This is a genomic window from Legionella sp. MW5194 (assembly GCF_016864235.1).
Taxonomy (GTDB): Bacteria; Pseudomonadota; Gammaproteobacteria; order Legionellales; family Legionellaceae; genus Legionella_C.
The window spans coordinates 2,193,926-2,217,386 of record NZ_CP045732.1; the positions used below are offsets into that span (position 1 = coordinate 2,193,926).

Genomic DNA, 23,461 nt, shown 5'->3' on the forward strand with positions numbered 1-23,461 from the left:
TGCGATTCAGGCAATTTTCCACTGCCAGTTCCTGTCCCACTTGCAGTCCTGGCCGTTTGCCATCCTTCGCTCTGTCCTACCCGACCGCTCAACTGCCTCTCTGCCATCCCCGCGCAAGCGGGGATCCATTTTTCTGTGGCACAAACCCTGGTTTCCAGCCTTGGCTATCGATAAAACCATTGATACCATTCAACAAAACGTCGCACTCCCTCGCGAAAGTGAATTTGCGGTTGATAGCCCAGATCACTAACCAGAGCGTGTGTATCGGCGTGGGTGGATAAAACATCGCCATTTTGCATGGGTAAAAACTCCTTCAGGGCCTGCTTTCCTGTTGCTTCTTCAATGGCCTCAATGTAATCCATCAGGTTAACCGGGGCGCCGCAGCCAATGTTGTAAATTTTAAAAGGCGCATTGCTGCTGGCTGGATCGGGAGCATGGCTATTCCAATGGGGATTTGCCACAGCGGGTTTATCAATGGCTGCGGAAATACCGGCCACGATGTCATCAATGTAGGTAAAATCCCGTTGCATTCTGCCGTGATTGAAAATTTGAATGGCCTTGCCTTCGAGAATGTTTTTGGTGAACGAAAAAAAAGCCATGTCCGGCCGGCCCCAGGGTCCATACACCGTAAAAAAACGCAATCCCGTCGTTGGCAATTGGAAGAGATGCGAATACGAATGGGCCATCAATTCATTCGCCTTTTTGCTGGCGGCGTACAGAGTGAGCGGGTGGTTGGTTGCATGGGCTTCATGATAAGGCTGACAGCTGTTTGCGCCATACACTGAACTGGTTGAAGCATACACTAAATGCTCAATGGCTTGATGGCGGCAGGCTTCGAGGACATTGGCAAACCCCACCAGATTGGATTGCACATACTGCCCCGGGTTAGTTAGGGAATAGCGCACGCCAGCCTGGGCGGCCAGATGGATCACGCGTTGAGGCTGGTGCTCGGCAAACCGTTTCTGCAAGGTCTCGGCATCCACGACATCGTCGCCATGAAAAATAAAATTGTCAAAAGCCTGCAGTTGCTGAAGTCTTGCCTGTTTAAGGCGCACATCGTAATAATCATTCAGATTATCGATGCCTACCACCACATCGCCCTGTTGCAAACGGCGTTTTGCCAGATGAAATCCGATAAATCCAGAAGCCCCCGTGATTACCAAGCGCATAGTCTGTCCTGAAACTTGAAATGGACAGCAGTATACTCCCCTTTTACATGCCGCAAAATACGGCGTGTTTCTTAATAAAGCGATAATATTCACTTGCTAAAATGGCTGCCTTGGTTATTTTTGAAATCATTTATGCCTTTAACACGATTAACATTTGTCGAATTATGTGCCGAAGCCATTGCGGCTACACGGGAAAGTGTTACGCCTGGCAATCAATTGAGCGGTTACCTGAAATTCCATAAGGAAAACAAAAATTACTATATTGAGGACGTCTTACGCCCGGGCAAGTGGGAGATTGCACCCGACGATCCAGTTCAAATTCATGATCTTATCGAACACACAGGTCTCGGTTATTGCCATGAACTGGCTCAACACTTGATGGTTGAACTGGCATGGCGCATTGATAAGGCAGGAGGGGTAGCTAAAATCAGCCTGGTTAAATCCATAAAAGCTGATCATGTCTACCTGGAAGTCCGCATTTACCTTGCCAAAGAAAGGACGATGTCCATGTGGGAAGTCGATGCCTGGGATCCCCGCATTATTGATATCAGTAAACGCCCTGACGGCACGGTTAAAAACCTGGAAGCCTTGGCTTACGGCTACAAGGTCAAATTATGCCATTCCCTTTTTTCTGATGTGGTCGATTATAAGAAACAGTTCACGTTTACAGACATTCCTCCTGCCAAGGAAGGACCGCCTGAAGGAAGCTGCACTCCGAAACATCAAGTATTGGAGAAGCACGACCACATTTACAGTGATTATTCCCTGGAAGAAGCCAAGGTTGATAAAAAAGTCCCTCTGCCAGGTAACCTGCATTATTTGCAACAGATGTCCCTCTGGCAGAAAGCCCCTTCTGCACCACAGGCACCGAGCTCCACCCAGCCTAAAAAAATGCGCTTAGCCTGATGGTATGAGGGTCAGTCACGACAAAATAATGAGTAATAAATGGCCTAATTTTATGGCATTTTTCTATTTTTTGAGCATCCAATGCCTTTAACACGTCTTAAATTTGTCGAATTATGTGCTGAAGCCATTGCTTCAACCCGGGAAAAAGTAACGGTTGGCAATCAATTGAGCGGCTACGTTAAATTTCACAGGGAAATTAAACAGGGTTACTTTGACAACACCATCCGGGTTTTAATCGATGCGATTCCCCCCAATGATTATGTTCAGGTCCATGATCTCATTGAGCACGGCGGCATTGGCTATTGCCGTGAGGTAGCCTGGCATCTTCTGGTTGAAGGGGCAACGCATCCATACTGCCGGGGAAGTCGCTGACATCACCGTCGTTAAATCCAGTCTCATTGATCATGGTTACCTTCAGGTGTCACTGCAACTGCAGGACGAGAAAACGCCGTCAATCTGGGAAATGGATGCCTGGGATCCACGCATTATCGACATAAGCCCTCGTCCCGATGGCTCGATTAAAAACAGGGAAATGCTTGATTACGGTTACCCCGCCGTAGTCCATGAATCCGTCTCCTCGGATGCACTGGATTATCGTATTCAATTTCTGTTTACCGACACACCCAAGCCTGAGGAGGGTCAAGCGGAAGGGCGTTGTACGCCCATCAGTGAAATGCTGAGCAAACATGCCGCCCTCTACAGTGATCATACCCTGGATAAAGCACTCGCCCCCGTAAAAAAATCCCACCTCAGGGAACCTTGCATTACCTGCAAAAAGTATCGATGTGGCAGAAAGCAGCGCCTCAGGAAATGCCTAAGGACGATGAACCCCTCAGCAAAAAAAGACGGCTCAATCTGAGAAATCATTAACAGACTCTAGGCCGGCCTGGACTTTCAGCTTATAGTAACTATATCTTTCCCAAGCAGGATCGGTGATGAAAATCAATTTAGCGAATTATTTGGATAAAACCGGCATAAAACAGCTGGACCTTGGCGAGTTGGACACCACTCAACGCGCGGAGTATTTAAAAGCAGTGTATAATGCCCACCTGCTCACTTTTTTCTATCATAATTTTGCATTACGCAAAATCAGCCGCCAGCATCCGGTCAATCGCCATCACCTCACGCTTTTTGATTACCAGAACCTCATGGAGGACACGGCGGGCGGTTATTGCTTTCAATCAGCGCGGCTGCTTGCAACCATGCTCAAGGAATTGGGTTTTGACGTCAGTTATTGCGAAGCCCGCGTGTTAAATGGCGCCTCACCCGCCGATTCACAACAGAGACTGCCTACCCATGTTGTTTTACGCGTCGTCATTGACGAGGCCATTTACTTTCTCGAACCCGGTCTTGGCGCAAAAGCGCCCCGCTTCCCCCTGTTAGTCACCGGCAGCGATGAAATCATTGAACAAGGCTACGATCGTTATAAATTTTCTCAACAGCAAGGGTACTATGTGCTTGAAAAGCAGATAAAGGATCAATGGACAACCTTGGTTATGACCGACTTAAAGCCTTTAAAGGACGACAAACTCGCCTTCAATTTGCTGAAGCTGGAACGGCATATCCAAACATTGCCCATCCGGGATGAAATCGTGGTCGCGGGACAAATTACGGAAACGGGTTGTAAAACCTTCTTTTTTGACACCAAGGCCCAAAAATACGCATTTACTGTGGAAGAAAAAGGCGAGTTCACAAAAACAGTGTACGAATCCACCTCCGACGCGTATGAGAAATTAATGTCTGAGTTTGTCATTAAAGGCTTGACCAAAGCGGATTTGGCATTGTACGCCAAACAATCCACTCTCCCCCGCCCCAAAGAGCGATGGACAGTGGATTTTCCCTTGGATAAAACCGAGTTTACGAAAATGGCAAAAAATCTGCAGTAAAGGCTGGATGAAACCCAGCCTTTTAGCGAATGGTAATGCCCAGGGGTCCAGCTAATCCAGTCGCACCGGAATCCACACAGTTAATGAAACTCGTACCATTGTCAATGGTGCATCGCGTCACTGAATTGCCATTGGTATTCACAATATAGGCAAAATCATTGCTGCCATTTAAAGCAATCTCCCGTGGGAAATTAAGCCCAACAGCCCCAGTATCCACACAGGAAGTCACTAAACGGCTGACAGAATCAATCTGGCAAGCAATTACCGTGTTAGTGCCGGCGCTGGTGATGTAGGCAAGGGTTCCCGCGGCGTTCACCGCAATGCCCTGGGGAATGTTTAGTAAAGGATCATTGTAATTGCTGCATCCCTGCAAAGCGCCTGTGCCCGCGTTAATACTGCACTGGGTGAGTTCTGAAATGACGGTAATGTAGGCAAAATCGCCTGCCGGATGAATTGCCATGTTATAAGGCGCAAACAACCCTAAGCCGAAGAGTTCCACGCAATTATCCAGTTCATCCGTTGTGGGATTGATGTCGCACTGGGTGACGGAGTTCCCGCTTTCGTTAACAACATAGGCGATATCGCCCGCGGCGTTAATGACGATACCCGTAGGAATAGCAAACAAGGCACCCGTATTCGCACAGCCACTTAATCCCCCTGAATCCGCATCGACACCGCAAAAAGACACGACACTGGTATTCTCATTGGTGATGTAAGCCAGGGCCCCCGCCGGATTAAGAGTCACCCCGCCGGGAACCACCAGGCCGCCAGCGCCGCTGTCTCCACAGCCGCCTAAATTACCGGTACTGGTATCGATGCTGCATTGCGTCACCAGTGACGTGTTCCCGTTGGTAATGTACGCATGCGCATCAATCCCTATCGTGCCTATCACTGCGGTCGTGTTCGTACCCTGAATAGGGAAATTCGTGGGCACAACCGCGTTACCGCCCGGCGCAAAAGTGATGACACAGCTTGCGCCGGGAAGCACATTGATACAGGTATTGGCAGTAACCGACACATTGCCGGCCAGGGCCGTGGCAGAAAAATCCGGCACGATATTCTGAGCGACCAGCGTCAGGGAATCATTGGTGATGGTGATGCTGCCTGTTGAACCGTTGGTATTGAATTGCAGGGTAGAGGAACCGCTGATGCTGATGTTGGCCACGGGTGGCGCATTGACGGCGATGCTGCCAATCACTCCCGTGGTATTACTTCCCCGAATCGTCACGTTGGTGGCTGGGATGACGGTATTATCCGGAGTAAAAACAAGATTACAGGATTGCCCCGCCGCAAGGAGCGTACATTGTGACGCGTCCTGAACGACATGACCATCCAGCGCAGTACCCGTGAGTACCGCAGCCACATTCAAGGCAGTCTGTCCCGACAGGTTGGTCACGGTGATATTGCCTGAACTGCCCCCTGCGACTAAAAGCAAGGGCGAGCCTGTCAGCTGTAACTGAATGGACTGATTCATGACTGTCACCTGCAGGCTGTTTGCCTGACTGGGCTGTGAACATAAGAATGGATCGACACCGGAACCCTGGGTTTTACACACAACCGGCCCTTCATGCAAGCCATTGGCCGGTACCTGCGCTCCGTTAATGCGTAAAGTCAACAGGCAATGCGCTTTGGAAGCCAGCGTAAACGGAATGCTGCACTCACCGGCACTGTTTTTAACCTGAGTCACACCGCTTAGGGGCTTGATCGTCAATGTACGGGTTATGGCGGTATTGTTCGTTACCCGGTATTGTACGTTGGCGGTTCCATTCGGCCCGACAACCACCCGTGTGGGTGTGGTGGGAAGAAGTGTCCATTTGGGCTGCGCTGCATAAATAACTTGAAAACAGCCTGAAAAGGCAATAAAAAACAGAAAAGCAAAGCCCCTGTTTTTTTTACTTTGAGCCATGATCGTTCCGTGATTCTGATTAAAATCAACCTATTATTGCTGAGCGGCAGACTTTTGGCCAGAAGAATTATCAAACCTTTTTCAGGGATTACTATCGCGCGACTATCTGAGTATACTATAACTCGCCATTCACCATGCCGGATGACCATCATGAGTTTACAAACCACCATTGAAACCTATTTTGAAGACCGTCAAAGCCTGACACCCGAAACAGCCCCCCAGGAGATTAAAAGCGCAGTAGACGAGGTGCTTTCTGCACTGGATTCAGGCGAACTGCGCGTTGCAGAAAGAATCAATCAGGAGTGGACAGTCCATCAATGGCTTAAAAAAGCGGTTTTACTGTCCTTCCGTCTCTACCCGAATCAGGTCATTGATGCCGGCTTCTGCCAGTTTTATGATAAAGTCCCTCTGAAATTTGCCGCTTACGGCCGCAGTGATTTTGCCGAGCTGGGTGCGCGGATTGTTCCACATGCGATGGTCAGAAAAGGGGCCTTTATAGGTAAAAATACCGTCCTGATGCCTTCCTATGTCAATATCGGCGCCTACATCGATGAAGGCGTAATGGTGGACACCTGGGCGACGGTGGGTTCCTGTGCCCAGATTGGCAGAAATGTACACCTCTCCGGCGGTGCCGGCATCGGCGGTGTACTTGAACCCCTGCAGGCAAATCCCACCATCATTGAGGACAATTGCTTTATCGGCGCCCGCTCGGAAGTGGTCGAGGGCGTCATTGTCGAAAGGGATTCTGTCTTGTCCATGGGGGTTTATTTAGGACAAAGCACCAAAATTTATAACCGCCTGACCAAAACCGTGAGCTACGGCCGCATTCCCGCAGGCTCCGTTGTTGTGCCTGGAAACATGCCCAGTGACGATGGCAGTCACAGCCTCTATTGCGCGGTGATTGTCAAACAAATCGACGAAAAGACACGCGCCAAGGTCAGTATCAATGACTTGCTGAGAGACATCAAATGACGGCAATCAAAGCCTTATTGGCGGAACTCATCCGCTTTCAATCCGTTACCCCTGAGGATGCCGGATGCCAGCCCTGCATGGCCAATTTTTTAAAGGAGCTGGGCTTTGACTGCCAGCAACTCGATAATCCGCCGGTGGCCAATTTGTTTGCCCGCCATGGTCAGGGAAGCCCGTTGCTGGTTTTCGCTGGCCACACCGACGTCGTCCCCATCGGCGATGCCGGTAAATGGTTAAGCAATCCCTTTGAACTGACAGAGAGCAATGGCATGCTTTACGGTCGAGGCACAGCCGACATGAAGGGCAGCCTGGCGGCCATGATGATTGCTGCACAGCGTTTTATCCATAACCACCCTGATTTTTCAGGCAGCCTGGGGTTTTTAATTACCAGCGGGGAAGAGGGGGATTTGTTTGATAAAGGCACTCCTCATGTGATGGCCGCTTTAAAAGCCCAGGGTATACACATTGATTATTGTGTAGTCGGTGAACCGTCCAGTACGCATCAGGTGGGTGATGTGGTCAAAATAGGACGACGCGGTTCACTGTCCGCGAACATGGTGATCCACGGCAAACAGGGGCATGTCGCCTACCCTCACCTTGCAGAAAACCCCATCCATACCGTAAGCCCCGCGCTGACTGAACTGACTGGCAGACGCTGGGATGAAGGCAATCCGCATTTCCCTCCCACCTCCATGCAAATTACTCACTTGAAGTCAGGCGGCCATGCCGGCAATATTATTCCCGGCGAATTGGAATTGCAGTTAAATTTCCGTTTCTCCACCGAACAAACCCCGGAAAAACTGCAACACGAGGTGGAGGACTGTTTAAAACGACACGGCTTAAAAGCGGACATTGACTGGCGGGTGAACGGCCTTCCCTTTCTGACCAATCAAGGCAATCTGCTGGAAAGTACGCGCCAAGTGATTCAAACCATCACGGGCAAAGCGCCTGAGTTATCCACCAGCGGCGGCACATCCGATGGGCGGTTCATTGCGCCTTATGGGGTGGAAGTCATTGAACTTGGTCCCGTTAACGCCACCATTCATCAGGTAAATGAATGTGTTTCAGAGCGCGATCTTGAGACTTTGAGTCTGATTTATTACGCGCTCTGTGAGAAACTATTGTGTCCTTGTTAGACCTTAAACTCTGGCAGAATAAGCCGTCCCGGTCATGGGTGTCTCTTGCCCTTCTTCAATCACTGTCTTGTCATTAACCACTTTGGCAACGCAGGAGTCTGACCAGACATTCAGGGCGGTTTCCAGCATATCAATCAAGCTGTAGAAAGGCAGGATAATTCCCATGAGGGTAATGGGCACATTCATGCTGGCCAAGAGGCTGGTGCTTAAGAAAAAGCACCCCATGGGAACCCCGGCATTGCCAATGGCCGCCACGGTTGCAATCAAGACCCACAAGGCCATCATGGGCAAAGAAATGACCATGCCGTGATTCTGCATCAAATAAATCACGGTGGCGAAAATAAAGGCAGCACAGCCATTCATGTTCAGGCTTGTGCATAAAGGAAGCACAAAACGACTAATGGCAGGCTTAACCGCGAGATTTTTTTCAGCCGTTTCCATCGTCACCGGTAACGTGCCGACCGAAGACTTGGAAAAAAAGGCCAATGACAATGCCGGCAACATGGCCCGCATGGCCGAAAAAGGTTTAATCCCGTGCGCTTTAAGCCAGAGCGGCAATACCACAAATCCCTGAATGAGGTTAGCCAGCACCACAATCAGCAGGTACTCACCAATCCCCTTGATGGATTTGCCATTCTGCAATTGAATCACCGTGGCAGTTATGAACCCGTACAAACCGATGGGAATGACTGCGATCACCCATTTGGTAATGACCATAAACAAGCCATGGGCACCACGGAAAAACTGGGTGATGGTTTGTCTTGAATCCGCATCGGGGATATAGCGAATCGCCACACCGGTAACGATGCCAAGCAGCAACACCCCCATCACCTGATGTTCAATAAATGGACTGAAAATGGTTGATGGAATCAGGTTAGCCACATGGCTTAAATAGTGATAGTCATTGGCTTTCGGTGCGGCCAATCCCTGGATGGTACCGACCATACTGGGATGAATCAGAATATAAAGAAGGCAACTGATGGCCGCGGCAATCAGAGTGGTTCCCAGAGTATACGTCATGGCCCGCTGCCAGATGCGTCGCATGGGACCGTCAGCGCGATAATTCGACAGCGTCACAATAATCGACAAGGCAATAATGGGCAGGCTGATGCATTTAAAGACGTTGATAAAGACATCGGCAATGAATAAGCCAAATTGCTGTAAAGGTTTAATACCAGACCAACCGGTCAAAAGGCCAAGGCCAATCATCACGGCATAAAGAACAGGGGTACTCAACCAGATTTTTTTAGGAGAAGACGAGGTGCACATAACTAAACTCTTGATTAAAAAGGATTCGGGATCAACAGGAATGCAGTGGGATTAACAGCAACAGGCAAACAGCAGCAGGTTGAGATTAAAAAATTCCGTGTGGACCAGAACTGTTTTCATATCAGAATGTTCTCGTTTTGTACATTGAGTTCACCATTTTAACATAGCCACCTTGATTGTCAATCTTAAACAGGTTGCGCTCACGTTTAAAACAAAACGCCACACTTTGCTAGAAGCAATTTCTGCCGGGGTTTTGATACCAAGTATTCCATCCGGGTTTTGACTCGTTGCCCGCCTTCGCGGGCAAGACAGCGGATGGATCTCACCGCTTCTCACACAGGGAAGGCTCAGGTGACAGTCGATTCACGAACTGCCCTGGCTGCCATCGAAGCGCCTTGCTTTTGCTTCAGCTTCCTGATTCTCTCATAAGCCTGTTGGATGCGGTTTGCTGCAACAAGACCCTGGTGAACCAGGCCCTCAATCACATCGATGACTTCGGTGGCCGACACCCTGCCCAATTGATTGGCAAAAATGACCATGTCCGCGCCTGCATTAATAGTCAAACGAAGCGAATCGGCCAGGGAATAATGCTGGCTGATCGCATGCATCTGCAAGTCATCGCTGATGATCACCCCGTCAAAACCCATTTTTTCGCGCAATAATCCCGTCAGGATGCGTGATGAAAGGGTCGCCGGTAAGCCGTCTGGATCAAGTTGGCGATTAATCACGTGCGCAGTCATTACCATCACTGGCAACGTGTTGTGGGGCAACAATTCAGCATAAGGTTGCAATTCATCCTGAATGAAGGTGTCAGTGACGTCCACAAAGCCTTCATGGGTATCCCCCAATGCACTGCCGTGCCCGGGAAAGTGTTTGTAACAGCAGGTAATGCCCTGATTGGCAAGGACAGTGACGAATTGTTTGGCAATTGCTGCAACCTGGACCGCATCCGTTCCATAACTGCGGGCTAATTTTCCAATGATGCCTTGTCGTTCATTTAAATTTAAATCGAGCAGGGGTGCGAAATTAAGGTTAAAGCCTAAGGATGTCAGGGTGTCGGCCATTTTTTGTGCTTCGTGCTGCTGTTGCTCGGGCAGCAGGCTGGCATACTGTTTCGGCGACAGGCTTGTCGGAATACCGGCTAAGTGCCTTAACCGATCCACCGCGCCACCCTCGTAGTCGACTGCAACAAACAGAGGAAATTCGCTGCCCGAAGCGCAGTCATGCAATTGCTGAATCAATGCCTTGACTTGAGACGCATCACGGATATTTTTGCCCGGGCATTGCGCCGCGAGATCATAATCAAATAACAAAACCCCGCCCAAGCCCTCTTTTTCCAGCCAGTTCTTCACCGGGTTTTGATCATTGATTTCCGTGCCGTCGAAACCCATGATCAGCATTTGCGCAATTTGCTGCCGTAAAGTCAACAAAGGTACTCTCCCATTCTGCAACCATGCCTGCATGATACACAATGGCCTGCAATCCGCCAATGAAAAGCGCGTCCCTCTTATTGCGGCGGGACGGGGGGGATGGTACTGAAATCACAAGCGCATTTGCCCGTGGCATCGGGGGGATACGGGGTTTCCGAAAAATCACTGGTGAAACAAACGGGGATATTCCAGGCTGTCGTCCCCGGTGCAATGCTGCCAGGCATCGACCAGAAACGCTGCGCACGGTACACCTTGTGGGCATCCTTTTCCCAGATTGCCGGAGTAAAGCTCGCCCGGTACATGAATTTTTGTGCCGGCTGGCAACTAAACGACTCCCTGGCCCAGGATTGTCCTTTGGGAATAGTGACCGTCGTGATTTCCTCATTGGTAATGCCATCGGTCACCACCACCTTGACATTGTAATTAATCCAGCAATTGTCTTTTGCCAGAGTAATAAAGCAAGGAAAAGCGAAGGCATTTACACAGAGTAACACACCGGATACCGTACTGATGCATCGAATAACCATAACCTGTCCATTTAAAAGACCTTTACCTATAAGTAACTATAGACTTTATGAAAAAAAGCGGGGGCCAATAGGCTCGGGTTCCGGCTTGTGCTTTTCGTCAGGCACTGAATTTACCGGCACCCGATTAACGACTGAATGAATCAGTGAGCAGATGACCGCATGATTGGCGCTGTCATGTACCCTGACATGGGCATTTTTTTGAGAAGGATTAATGATTTCGTCATTGATTGGTTTGACGCATTTTTCATATTGGTGATTGATTTGTAAAATAGCAGCTAAATTTTCCGTTGTATCAACTGTTCCTTTTTTCTCATCCAGATTGCCCGAATTCTTTTTTTCATGCATTGTTTTCTGCAGATAATGCGCATAGCACGTGTCGGGATCAGTCTCCAGGAAAAGCTTCAGATTAATGACGTCAGTTTTTAATGCTTCCTTTGTCTGAGGGTGAGACTCCGCTTCTTCTTTTGACTTTGATGCCAAAGCCGATATAAACGCTTTTTCCAGTGCATTGTTTCTTAAAAAGAAATGTCCGACCAGCAGAAGAACACCTTGCTCCTGTTGCAGTTTCTCAATTAAATCAGTCACAACATAATCGCCATCCCCTTGTTGTATCGTCTCTTCCATGACGATTTCTACTTTACTGGATTGGATTGCTTTAGAAATCTCCTTCGCCAGCTGATCAAGATTGGCTCCAATTGGACCACAAAGTGCGATTACGTACATATTCTCATCTCTTTTATTTTTTTTTGCATCATAATAATTGCCCATATAAAAGTCAAAGTGCATCTATAATGCTATTTCATGGCTTTGTCTTATCAAGCATTGATTTTTTAAGCCATTGCGTATATTCTCACCCTCTCTTTGGAGAGATGGCCGAGCGGTCGAAGGCGCACGCCTGGAAAGTGTGTATACGGAAACGTATCGAGGGTTCGAATCCCTCTCTCTCCGCCAAATTCCCCCCTGCATTGTTAAGTTCGCGTAAATTCCTGTAAAACTCAGCCTCCTGGCGTCTGCCGCTGTTTTTTATCTATACACAATCAGTTAAAATTGACGCGTTGTTAATCACTTTGAGAATTACAATGCCAGCTCAAATTAAAATGATCAATTCCATTAACCGTCTTTTAAGCCGCAATGACACCGCCATTCAATTAAACCCTGAAGGTGTTTGCGGCGGGCTGGTTTGTATGCGGATTCGCTATCGTTTTGAGGGTCGGGAAGAGGAATTTTTCGACCTGTGCCGTCAGCTGGCGAACCCGCCGAAGGACTATGTCTATGGTAACGGCAGCAAGCTGGATCTTTTTATCCGCGACATCGAAATTGAATTTAACCGCAACAAGTACACCCAGGCCAAATCGCTGCAGGGGGACATGGAAAAAGCGGTCCTCATCCACGGCAAACCCATCCGCAAAGAATTTGCCATTGGTTTAGTCGAAAGCAAGACTCAATGGGCAGCCATTCTTGAGCAACTGCGCCATGATGGTCGCTCCTGCTATGTGGCCTCTCACACGCATGCCATTGAAATGACGTTTAAAAATGGCGGCTATGAAATTTATGATCCCAATTACGATGAAGACAATCCCAATCAAGCGGTTTCAGCTGAAAAGACTAAAAACGTCCGCACGTTCACCAAAGCCAGTGAGGTTATCGAGGAATTATCCCGCCAATTTGGCTACCCGGATGATCACGTGGGGTTGAGCATTCACATTTACGCCAATCCGCACGATCCAAGCCCTGCCGTCTACCCTGACAAAAAAGCGCTCTTAAGCCCATTTACTCAAACCGAGTTTGATCGCCAGATAGGCATCACCGATAAACAATGGGTTTACAACAGCCTGTATTTTGCAGCCTATGTTAATGACACAGACACCATTAAGGCCTACCTTGATCATAATCAGGTGACGCCTTACCAAGCGGCCTACCTCATGCACACCGACCGCTGGAATAAGGAACTGCTTAAACTCTACAAGCTAAAAAACAAGGACGACAAGCTCCATCTGCTGACTTATGCGCTCTGGCAGGGCAATCCGCAATTGTTTGCACAACTGCTTGAGGCCTATGAGAGTGAATACGCTTCTGACAGCCAGAAACAGTCTTTTAAGGCTTATATCAGCAAGGATTTCCATTTTCTCCTTAAAGCGGCAGAGTGCCGCAATGCCTCCTGCCTTGCTGCCGTGTTTGATCTTTACAACAAATACGCCATTGATTATTCCGCTCTCTCATCCACTCAGCTCTCGGGTATTCTTCACAAAATCAGCGAGCGAGGGGATATCGATTGCCTGAAAACACTGAGATCTTACCTCCCAAACCTCCCCTTCAACTATTTAAGTGAGGCATTACGGGTTGCTGCAGAACATGATCGCCAGTCTGTCGTGCAGTTCTGGCTGAATGAAATAAAGGAATTAAGTCGTAAGGACAAGTCATCGGTCACTGCCAAAACCAGAAATTTGAGCCTTAAATCCGTGCAGAAACTGTCTTTACCTACTTTTATACAGCTTCTGGAAGTGGGTCTTAAGGTCGACGCCAGCATGATTCCGCAACTTCTGAAGCGTAAAGATCGTCGTTTCTTTGAGGCCTGGATGGACAGTACATCCGCCGCCGATTGCTACCGCGAACTCATTAGCCACCCCAGCCCTGATTTAAGCCAGGGCCTGGATTTGCACACTTTTTGGGTGTTATGCCGCTATGGCCGCAATGAACTCATTGAAAAGCACTGGACAGAGAAATGCGATTCCTTTGGCGGCGATGCGTTGGCCTTTGCCTGCGAGACAGGCAATAAAGCGATGGCAACCTTTCTGGCAAAGAGGGGTTTTCGTCTCGACAAATCGTACACGGTAAAGGCCCTGAAAGCCGCAATGGCTGGTTTTGAATTCGAAAAGATTCAAGCGATTTTAGCGGTGCCTGTCGACGCGTCTGAATTCTTCACGCAAGAAAACAAAGCCTTAATTCACCAATTGATTAGCGCCGGGGAAATCGGTTTCATCTTCCGTGCCTGGAAAAAATTAAGCGCAGACCAGAAACAGGACTACCTGCTTCATGCCGTGAGCATAGGCAGCCGTGAATTTTGCGAAAAACTTGCCGCCCGCTACCCGCGCTATGCCTCCGCTTTCATTGAAGTCTTGCTTAGTGCCTATGACAGTACTAAGCAGCACACTGTGCTTGATGCAGCCATTCATTTAGCGGATGCGCTGAAATCGTCTCACTTTGCTGAATGCATTCAGCAATTAACCGACGTGTACAATCAACTACTCTACACTCATGAGAAAACAGACAACGCCACAGATGAAAAAGCATTTCTAAAAAAAGCCCGACAATCCATTAGCGGCCTGATTGCCCTTTTAATGCATGCCATTGAATGCCACCAGTTTGGCTTTGCGCTGAAACTCATGTCGTTCGTTCACTTAAGCAACGAAGAACAGGAACAGCTTCTAGTCAAAGCCTACGCTCGCAAAGAAACAGCCATTCTTGAATTCATGCTCGAAAACTACCCCGGTTTTCGCGCCAATCCAACGAACCATTTCAATCTGGAGGCCCAAAAAGAATACGGCCTGCTGGCGAAATTACTTGAAGGCGAGCAGGTTCTCGACATCGCGGTTTACATGGCCCTGCTTAAACGGGCAGTCGCCAGAGAGGATGAACGGGTCATTGCCCTGTTAAGCCGGTATATCAACACGGCTTTTCGCGCCCAGGGCTCGCCCATGTATGACGCCATTAAGCAGGGTCATGTGAATGGTGTCCTGTTATTATTGAAATACGGTGCAAGAGTCCATGAGCACCCAATTCCTGACACGCTGTTTAGTATGGCAATCCAGCAGCCGACAGCCGATTTGTTGCACGTTCTGCTGCAAAACAAGGATTTTCTCACCCATTTTCACCGGGAATTGGGAGAAAACCTCAACCGCCTGTTCCATCATGCTACCCCCGCTGTTCTGCTTTATGCGGCTGACAAGGTGGACATGGCTGCAAACCATCAGGAATTTCTCCATCATGCGCTAACCCATGATGATGTGCCGTTGCTTAAGCGTTTAAAACAGACAGAACAATTTAAGACTGCGGATATCCACAAGCTGTTTGATCTCGCCTGTGAACACCAGGCCATTGCGGTGGTCAATGAATTACTGGCAAGCCCGCTGTCCTTTGAAGACCGAAAAGCCCTGCATGGAAAACTGGACAAACTGTTCGGTGTTGCCAACCCGGATACGGAAATCGATGCCCAGACCATTTATGAACGGGTTTATCCCAAAGCCCTCTACCGCCTCTATGAACTGGTCAAAGCGGAACGCTATCGTCCCTTTGCTGCGCTGCACTCCTCCATTTATGCCATGATTGGCGACGAAGGCCTGTTTAAGGCCTCCCAAGTCCGAAACGAGCATCGTCAGGGGCTTTTACGCAGTCGTCTGATCTGCAATGCCCTGGATAAGGGTGATCAGGTCATCCTTCATCAATTGCTTCAGCAGATTGAAAAAAAACCGCCCGTCAATCAGGAAATCATTGACATTTTTGCCGCCAACCTGCAAAAACCCCTGATTATCAGCGTGCTGTTAGAACACTTTCCACTGGACAGCGTCATTGAGGAAGCAATAGTCCAGAAAAAAGGATTGGTCATTGTCTCACTGTTAAAGGGCAGACCCGCCAGCGCCCTGTCCAGTGAGACACTGCAACGTCTTCAAAAACACAGTGATTTGCTGCTTTCTGCCCTGCTTGAAAAAGCCAGGCAGGAACTGGCGGACGATCCCCGCGCCCAACTCAACGCCCTCCTTATTCCGCATTCGCCACTGGCTCTGGCGCAGGTACTCGCCAACCAGGCTTTGGCAATAAAAAAAATCATCACCCACATCCAGGAGCTAATGATTAGGAACAAGCAAAGCCTGAACATGCGTTTTTATGATTTTGAATTGGAAAAGAAACTCCTGGATGATCTCGCCGCAATGGAGGAAATTCAACCCCTGATTGATGAATGGGTAATCAAACTCCCAGTCTATGCCACTCGCAAAGAAGCGGACGAACGCTTGAATGAGGATGCGCTTCACCTCTTAAACCAACCGCAAGCACGGGACGCTGTTCGCCAAATCAGAACCCACCTGAAAAAACATGATCTGACGCCTCACGGGTTTGACGAAAAAAAACAATTGCATGCTTTGTTTGATGCACTGGAAAAGAGAGAGTCCGAGGAACAACCATTGCTGTTGATCGAACCGGCAGAAGAACAGGTAAAGACGCCGGATCAGCAGCTTAAGATTCAGGAAAAAAGTCCTCCTGCCCTCAACGAGACGTTGGATAATAAGCCTTTCTTGGCCGCCCTGATGAAGGAGTTGGAGAGTTACAAAGAGGAAAGGAGCCACTACGGTCCAACCCGACACGCCATTTCCTGGTTCCAGTACACTAAAGACGACAAGGAATCAGCCATTCGACAGTTGGTTGAAGCCCTGAAATCCCTGCATAAAGGCATCAACCGGCACGATGAAGGCGTGCTTCTTAATGGCCGGTTGTATGAGCGTCTCGATGCGTTCATGGTCCAACACGGTGAGTCATTGGCGCAGGAACTTCATTGCAGCACGCCTCTTCGCACACTGGAGGATCTGATTGACTACCTCAATACACGGAATCCGCTATTAAGCCTGATTAGCATTCTTGAGCAATACCATGCGGCACGCGGCGCTAAACCTGAGCGCTACCACTGGTCTATTTTTAGCCAATTTACAGGCTCTGAGAAGAAAGCAGCAGCAACACAACTGATTGAGCGGCTTAAGGGAAAGGATGCTGTTCTCAGTGAGAGGGACATGGCTGCGCTGCAGCAGGGTTCGCTCGGGGAGGAAATAGAAACATTCATTGAACTCTATGGACCCGCATTGAAACGGCAATTTAACCGGGCCGTGTTTTCTGTCGATGACCTGGTTGAATGCTGCCGTTCAAATCCAGCGGCGCTTAATCCGTAAACACCGAATGGACTCGTTGCAGTCTTTTGCGCAAATTTAACGATTGGCCGCTTGCGTCAGGATCGTGAAACAGGATAACATTGTGCTTTCATGCCACTAATGCAACAGGTAGAACCTGAAATGAACAACATTACTCCATAAATTGCACCCCGGCCAGAGGGTTTTCTCTCTGCGGCAGTCTTTTTGAGTGAGTATTATGTTCAGACCTGTTGAATTGCAAACGATCAGCCTCTCGTTTTCACATAAGCCCTGTTTCAGCCAGTTTACCGCCCGGATTATGCCTGGCGCACGAATTGCCATCATCGGCAAAAACGGCAGCGGCAAATCCAGCCTGTTAACACTGCTCGCGGGAGAGCGAAGCCCGGATGAAGGAGTGATTATCCATCCTCCGGGCCTTGTCATTGGCCATGTACCGCAAATTCCCCTCGGGGATCATTACGAGGCGTTAAGCGGTGCTCAACGCTTTCATGCCGCCTTGAATGAGGCGTTAGCACACGAGCCCTCGCTTCTGTTGCTTGATGAACCCACCAATCATCTTGATGCCGGCAATCGGCAAAGCCTGCTCAAATTCCTTGACCGATTTCCAGGCGCGGTGGTTATCGCCTCTCATGATCGGCAGTTATTGCGTCAAAGCGTTCATACGCTCTGGCATATTCAGGACAATCATCAAATTACGGTGCATGACGGATCTTATGACGATTATTGCCAGGCGTTGCTGCAACGCCAGCAGAAAATAACTCAGGCGCTTTCCATCTTGTCACGGGAAAAAAAGGCGCTACATCAGCAGTTGATGAAAGAACAGGAACGGGCGAAGAAAAAGCGTGTTCATGGTGAAAAAAAATACGATGGCGATAAACTGGCCCTGCGAAGCGCCCAGGGACGAGGGCAGCGCACGGCCAATAAAAACAGTAAACACCTCCAGAGCGAAAAACAGCAATGGTTTGAAGAAAAAGAACGATTGCGGCAACCCGAAATCATCCGCCCTCATTTTTCGCTGGCGCATAAAACGCAGGGCAATCAATTGATAGTCAACATTCAGAATGGAATAATCGGGTACGACCAACCCCTTTTACACAACATTCATTTTTCGTTAAGCGGTCATCAGCGCCTTGCCGTGAGCGGTGCTAATGGCGTCGGCAAATCGACCCTGGTGAAAGCCCTGTTGTCGGACGCGGTACCGCGTCTTGGAGGACAATGGCATGTGCCGGCCAAGGAGGCGATGGGTTACCTTGATCAGCATTACAGCACGCTTAACCCCAGGCTCAGTGTGTATGAAACCATTGAATCGTTGCCGCTTCGCTGGCAGAGTCAGGCAATCCGCCGGCATTTAAGCGCGTTTCTTTTTCGTAAAAACGAGGAAGTCCATGCGCCGGTAGCCACACTGTCCGGCGGTGAAAAAGCCCGGTTGGCGCTGGCTGTCATTGCTGCCTTTCCGCAGCAACTCCTGATTCTTGATGAAATCACCAATAACCTCGATTTGGACACCCAAAACCATGTCATTGAGGTTTTGCGCGAATTTCCCGGCGCCATGATTGTCATTTCTCATGATTCGGCTTTTCTTGAAGCCATCGGCGTTGAACGTTTTTATACTCTTGGTGTTGATTAATAAACCAAAAAAGCCAACCCTTTGTGGGAAGAGAGAAATGAAGGCAAGGATTAAAAAATTTCTCTTGCGTTCAAGAAGATTTTCTTATAAAAATCTCTTTCCCGTCCTTTTTCTCCGTAAAAAAATATGGACAGATTATAAAATTATTGTACAATTCTGCCTCCCTATTAACTTTTTTGAGAGACCAAACAGTTAGTGATTAATTACAACCATACCACCAGCTCGCCAATTGATGATGGCGGCTACAAGCGCGGATTAAAAGACCGTCATGTCCAACTGATTGCATTAGGCGGTATTATCGGATCAGGTTATTTTCTTGGTACTGGTGAAGTCATTAACCAGGTCGGCCCCGCTGTATTCATTGCTTATGTGTTAGGTGGATTAATCATTTATCTCACCATGTTGTGTATGGGTGAACTGGCGGTGGCCATTCCCATTTCCGGCTCTTTCATTAACTACACCGCTGAATTCATTTCCCCGTCCATTGCCTGCGGCGTCGGTTGGTCCTACTGGATTAGCTGGGTAGCCTACATCCCCGCCGAATGCATCGCCGGCGGCATTATCATGCAGCATTTTACCGGCATTAACGGCTATGTCTGGGCGGTGTGTTTCGGCCTGCTCATCACCTACATCAATATCGCCAAAGTGGGTACCTTCGGTGAGATCGAATTTTGGCTTGCCATTATTAAAATCACGGCGTTAATGGGGTTTGTGGGATTGTCCATCCTGATTTTCTTCGGTTTTATTCATGGTCCACAACCGGCCGGGGTGATTGGCGGACGATTCATTTTTGATCAGGGTGGCATGTTTCCTAATGGCTACCTGGTCTTGCTGACGGCCATGGTGTTGCTGCTGGTTAATTACCAAGGCTCGGAAATCATCGGCCTTGCTGCGGGCGAATCCATCGACCCGGCGCGAATGATTCCACGTGCCGTGCGCAATGTCACGTTCAGGATTTTATTCATTTACATTATTCCTGTGTTCTGCCTGGTTTTAATTTTCCCCTGGCAAAAAGCGGGACTTGCCAATTCGGTCTTTGCGGATGCGCTGAATTTTTATGGTCTGCATTGGGCCGGGGCCGCCACCAGTTTTGTGACATTGACAGCGACTCTCTCCTGCTCTAATTCCGGCGTTTACGGAATTGTACGTTCTTTAAATGCTCTGGCACGCAATGGCATGGCACCTCATGTCTTGAGCAAACTCAACCGCAATGCCGTCCCCCAGAATGCGGGGATTGTGACGCTGATTGCCATCTGGCTGCTGTTGGCTGCCGGTTATTTCTTCGGCCAATCCATGCTCTACATTGCGCTGCTGCTGGTTTCCGGCTTCACCGGCGCCACCGCCTGGATTTCACTCTGCTGGGCGCAGATTAATTTTCGCAAGCGCCTGTATGCAGCCGGTTATACCACCGATGATTTGCGCTACAAAACGCCTGGCTCGCCCTATACTGGCCTTGTGGCCATCTTTCTGATGGTGATTTGTTTAATCCTGTTGTTATTAAACAAAGACATGTCTTATAAAATTGCCTTCGCCATGGGTCTTTTCAGCTTTATTGGTCCCATTCTGGTTTACACTTTGGGCGGTTTTCATAAAAAACGCGTCCAGGCTATGGAGCGCAACAAACACGTTCAGTTCAAAGACATCTTCCCGGATCGAAAGAAAGCGTCGGATTAATCAATTCCTGGTATCCCCGCGAAGGCGGGGAATCCCATTCCAGCGTCAGGCAAGCCTTCTTACTCCACACGGTAAACCTGACCGGTTTGCAATCCTTCCACGCTTTTACTGTAAGCCAGCGCGGCACGGGCAGCGGTGACAGGCGCGTAGCCTCGGAAATACGGCGCATAATTGTCCATGGCTTCCTCAATCACCGTCGGACTGACGGCATTGATGCGCAGGCCGCGGGGCATTTCAATGGCTGCCGCAATAACAAAGGAATCAATTGCCCCATTGACCATGGATGCGGAAGTACCATAACGAATTGGATCACGGCTTAAAATTCCGCTGGTTAAGGTAAATGATCCGCCCTCATTCAAATGCTTTCGGCCTTCAAGCACCACATTGACCTGCCCCATCAACTTGTTTTTAAGGCCAATCTGGTAGGCGGCATCATCCATGGCCATGAAATCATCAAACTGAACCTTTCCGGTTGCCAGAACCACCGCATCGATGTGTTTAATCTGCTTAAAGAGATTGGCAATCGATTGATTGTCGGTAATATCAACCTGAATATCGCCGCCACTGTAGTTGGCTTTAATCACCTCATGCCTTGTTTCGAGCGCCTGCACGATGGCCGTGCCAATTGTACCGGATGCGCCAATAATTACGATTTTCATGATCATTCCATAGTGAAAGACGAGCTTCCATCACATCAGATTAGCAACAGGAGGTCAATGCCGCTTAATGGAGTTTTTGTCCATTGGGAACCGGTTTGTCGACCGTGGCCAGGCAAATCGCTCCTTGCTCATCCGAAAATCCGACCAGTAAAAACTGCGAAGTAAAGCCGGCAATGTTTTTTTCGCCCAGATTGACGCACCCAATGACTGTGCGGCCCATCAGCGTCTCAGGCGTGTAATGACGCGTGACCTGTGCCGAGGCTTGCAATACCCCTAATTGCGGCCCGAAATCCACCCAGACTTTATAGGCAGGTTTTTGGGCACGGGGGAAAGGTTCCACTTTAATAACTGTTCCGGAACGTAAATCAACGTTGGCAAATTCGTCGTAACTGATGGTCATGTCAATTCCTGCAATCGGATTCATGGGGGGTTTCAAAGCGTGTAGTAAACTCGGGTACCAGACTTTTAAGCAGCACATGCAACTCATCCTGATTATGCGTCTGGCAAGCTTCATTCATGAGACGCAGGGTCTGCAGCAATTCTCGCCAGTCAATTTTACGGAACCGTGCCTTGAATAATTTTTCATGCTCCGTGTTCGCTAATTGTTCTGATTCATGGAAAAGCTCTTCAAACAGTTTTTCACCGGGTCTTAATCCGGTGTATTTGATAGCAATGTCTTTACCGGGTTCCTTGCCGGTCAAACGAATCATTTGTTCTGCCAGGTAACTGATTTTAATCGGCTCCCCCATATCGAGAACGAAAATCTCTCCGCCATGACCATTCACCATGGCTTGTAAAATCAGCTGGCAGGCTTCGGGAATGGTCATAAAATAACGCTGGATGTCAGGATGGGTTACCGTCAAAGGACCACCCGCGTCCAGTTGCTTCTGAAACAATGGAACCACGCTGCCTGCCGATCCCAACACATTGCCAAAACGGACCGTGATAAATTGGGTTTTCACCCGTTCATTTAAATTCTGGCAATAAATTTCCGCCACCCGCTTGGTCGCACCCATTACATTGGTGGGATTCACCGCTTTATCACTGGAAATCAATACGAATTTTTCTGCCCCTGCTTCAGCGCTCGCCAGGGCAACAACCTGGGTACCCAGAATATTATTCTGCACCGCAACCCGCACTTGATCCTCAAGCAGGGGTACGTGTTTATAGGCCGCGGCATGAAACACCAAATCCGGTTTAAACTGATGGAAAATGGCATCAATGGCTGACGCATCGGTAATGGAAATCAGCCGCAACAACAGCGGCACCTCGGGAAACGCTTCCCTTAATTCATAATCCGCTTTATATAAATTAAATTCAGAGTTATCAATGATTAATAATTGTGCCGGATGATGGGCCATCACCTGACGGCATAATTCCTCACCAATGGATCCGCCCCCACCGGTCACAATGACTTTCTTGCCGCGAATAGCACCGGCTATTCTATCCCACTCCAGTTGCACCTGATCTCGGCCAAGCAAATCCTCAATGCTGACCTCGCGCAAGGCTTTCACCTCAATCTGGTCATTCACCAGAGCCGAAATACCGGGCAGGGTGCGAAAAGGCACACGGCTTCGGCTGCAATAATCCACAATACGGCGCATCGCCGCCGAACGGGCAGAAGGAATGGCGATAAAAAGCAAATCGATCTGATGATTCACCACCAGATGCGGCAACTCCCGGACAGAGCCTAAAACCCGCACACCATGGATCTCCATGCCGCGTTTGCCGGGGTTGTCATCCACCAGCCCCACAGGAGAGTAAGCGTTCATCTTTTTCAAATCACGCAGCAAACCCTCGCCTGCATGACCGGCGCCGATCACCAATACCCGTTTCGTTTCCAGTGACAGGTCCTCACGCCCCTTGCGATCGCGATACATGCGCATGACCAGGCGACCGCCGCAAAGCAAGGTCATCAATCCCAGGGCATACATGGGTAAAATGGAGCGCGGCACATGCTGCAGCAAGGAGGTTAAATAAAAAACCGGGATGACCAGACCAATCGCCAGCAGCGTCGCCTTGATAATCCGAATCACATCATTAATCGAAGTAAAACGCCAAAGTCCCCGGTAGACTTTGCAGTAGTAATAACAGCCCACCTGAATAGTCATGAGCAGTAACAGCGCGGCAACAGAGTAGATTGAGGTCAAATGGTGAGGGAATGGCTGCAGGTTGTAGCGCAGCCAATAAGCAAAATACCAGGCGGCAGGAATAGCGGCGATATCAAACATCAGCGAAGGCAATTTTTTATATACTTTCGACAATAATCCACCAACAATTGACATGGTTGACACATCCTTTGATTTAATCCTGATTCCACAGGTACCAGCAAAGAGAACTTAAGGAGGTTATACTAAAGTCTTTGTCTTAAAATGCAATGGCAGAGAGTAA

Annotated in this window: 18 protein-coding genes and 1 tRNA gene; 10 read left to right on the plus strand and 9 right to left on the minus strand. The window is 48.9% G+C overall.

The genetic code is table 11. The features are described from left to right. Positions 1–164: 164 nt before the first annotated feature. Positions 165–1,169 (minus strand): NAD-dependent epimerase, encoded by a 1,005-nt coding sequence (locus tag GH742_RS10175; RefSeq protein WP_203454858.1) that lies wholly within the window; start codon positions 1,167–1,169, stop codon positions 165–167. 132 nt (positions 1,170–1,301) lie between these two features. On the opposite strand from GH742_RS10175, the gene GH742_RS10180 reads away from it, so the two are divergent. The 4 genes from GH742_RS10180 (at position 1,302) to GH742_RS10195 (ending at position 3,961) form a co-directional block, all read left to right on the plus strand. Then, a complete protein-coding gene (locus GH742_RS10180) occupies positions 1,302–2,075 on the plus strand; it encodes a hypothetical protein (RefSeq protein ID WP_203454859.1) in 774 nt (257 codons plus the stop codon). Positions 2,076–2,156: 81 nt separating this feature from the next. Then, on the plus strand, positions 2,157–2,447 hold the full coding sequence (locus GH742_RS10185; RefSeq protein ID WP_203454860.1) for a hypothetical protein: 291 nt from the start codon (positions 2,157–2,159) through the stop codon (positions 2,445–2,447). Further along, positions 2,407–2,934, plus strand: coding sequence for a hypothetical protein (locus GH742_RS10190; protein ID WP_203454861.1), 528 nt, complete (start codon positions 2,407–2,409; stop codon positions 2,932–2,934). Before GH742_RS10185 ends, GH742_RS10190 begins: the two co-directional genes overlap by 41 nt. A 76-nt stretch (positions 2,935–3,010) precedes the next feature. Next, entirely contained in the window at positions 3,011–3,961 is a 951-nt protein-coding gene (locus tag GH742_RS10195; RefSeq protein WP_203454862.1) for an arylamine N-acetyltransferase, read from the plus strand. A gap of 22 nt (positions 3,962–3,983) precedes the next feature. Here GH742_RS10195 and GH742_RS10200 read toward each other — a convergent pair whose 3' ends face one another. Next, positions 3,984–5,867 carry a beta-propeller fold lactonase family protein gene (locus GH742_RS10200; protein ID WP_203454863.1) on the minus strand — a complete coding sequence of 628 codons (1,884 nt, stop codon included), beginning with the start codon at positions 5,865–5,867 and terminating at the stop codon, positions 3,984–3,986. Between the two features lie 141 nt (positions 5,868–6,008). Here GH742_RS10200 and dapD point away from each other — a divergent pair, with 141 nt between their 5' ends. Together dapD and dapE are read left to right on the plus strand one after the other, a co-directional pair. Continuing rightward, positions 6,009–6,839, plus strand: a complete 831-nt coding sequence (gene dapD / locus GH742_RS10205; protein WP_370569463.1) for a 2,3,4,5-tetrahydropyridine-2,6-dicarboxylate N-succinyltransferase — start codon at positions 6,009–6,011, stop codon at positions 6,837–6,839. Further along, positions 6,836–7,972, plus strand: a complete 1,137-nt coding sequence (gene dapE / locus GH742_RS10210; RefSeq protein ID WP_203454864.1) for a succinyl-diaminopimelate desuccinylase — start codon at positions 6,836–6,838, stop codon at positions 7,970–7,972. The genes dapD and dapE overlap by 4 nt, the downstream gene beginning before the upstream one ends. 3 nt (positions 7,973–7,975) lie before the next feature. Here the strand turns inward: dapE and GH742_RS10215 are convergent, their stop codons facing one another. From GH742_RS10215 to GH742_RS10230, 4 genes are all read right to left on the minus strand, one after another. Next, positions 7,976–9,241 carry a dicarboxylate/amino acid:cation symporter gene (locus tag GH742_RS10215; RefSeq protein ID WP_203454865.1) on the minus strand — a complete coding sequence of 422 codons (1,266 nt, stop codon included), beginning with the start codon at positions 9,239–9,241 and terminating at the stop codon, positions 7,976–7,978. Positions 9,242–9,588: 347 nt separating this feature from the next. Next, positions 9,589–10,671, minus strand: coding sequence for a glycoside hydrolase family 3 protein (locus GH742_RS10220; protein WP_203454866.1), 1,083 nt, complete (start codon positions 10,669–10,671; stop codon positions 9,589–9,591). 77 nt (positions 10,672–10,748) lie between these two features. Beyond that, a complete protein-coding gene (locus GH742_RS10225; protein ID WP_203454867.1) occupies positions 10,749–11,198 on the minus strand; it encodes a hypothetical protein in 450 nt (149 codons plus the stop codon). Between the two features lie 45 nt (positions 11,199–11,243). Then, positions 11,244–11,921 carry a hypothetical protein gene (locus GH742_RS10230; RefSeq protein ID WP_203454868.1) on the minus strand — a complete coding sequence of 226 codons (678 nt, stop codon included), beginning with the start codon at positions 11,919–11,921 and terminating at the stop codon, positions 11,244–11,246. Between the two features lie 140 nt (positions 11,922–12,061). Between GH742_RS10230 and GH742_RS10235 the strand changes: the two genes are divergently transcribed. The 4 genes from GH742_RS10235 (at position 12,062) to GH742_RS10250 (ending at position 20,411) form a co-directional block, all read left to right on the plus strand. Further along, positions 12,062–12,149, plus strand: a tRNA-Ser gene (locus GH742_RS10235). A gap of 128 nt (positions 12,150–12,277) precedes the next feature. Then, a complete protein-coding gene (locus GH742_RS10240; protein ID WP_203454869.1) occupies positions 12,278–17,131 on the plus strand; it encodes a hypothetical protein in 4,854 nt (1,617 codons plus the stop codon). A 196-nt stretch (positions 17,132–17,327) separates the two neighbouring features. Beyond that, complete coding sequence (locus tag GH742_RS10245; RefSeq protein ID WP_203454870.1) at positions 17,328–18,737, plus strand: ABC-F family ATP-binding cassette domain-containing protein; 1,410 nt, start codon at positions 17,328–17,330, stop codon at positions 18,735–18,737. 195 nt (positions 18,738–18,932) lie between these two features. After that, a complete protein-coding gene (locus tag GH742_RS10250) occupies positions 18,933–20,411 on the plus strand; it encodes an amino acid permease (protein WP_203454871.1) in 1,479 nt (492 codons plus the stop codon). 59 nt (positions 20,412–20,470) lie between these two features. Here the strand turns inward: GH742_RS10250 and GH742_RS10255 are convergent, their stop codons facing one another. From GH742_RS10255 to GH742_RS10265, 3 genes are all read right to left on the minus strand, one after another. Then, positions 20,471–21,070, minus strand: a complete 600-nt coding sequence (locus GH742_RS10255; protein ID WP_203454872.1) for a short chain dehydrogenase — start codon at positions 21,068–21,070, stop codon at positions 20,471–20,473. A gap of 64 nt (positions 21,071–21,134) precedes the next feature. After that, positions 21,135–21,470, minus strand: a complete 336-nt coding sequence (locus tag GH742_RS10260) for a tRNA-binding protein (RefSeq protein WP_203454873.1) — start codon at positions 21,468–21,470, stop codon at positions 21,135–21,137. 1 nt (position 21,471) lies between these two features. Further along, positions 21,472–23,355, minus strand: a complete 1,884-nt coding sequence (locus GH742_RS10265) for a nucleoside-diphosphate sugar epimerase/dehydratase (protein WP_203454874.1) — start codon at positions 23,353–23,355, stop codon at positions 21,472–21,474. Positions 23,356–23,461 lie beyond the last annotated feature (106 nt).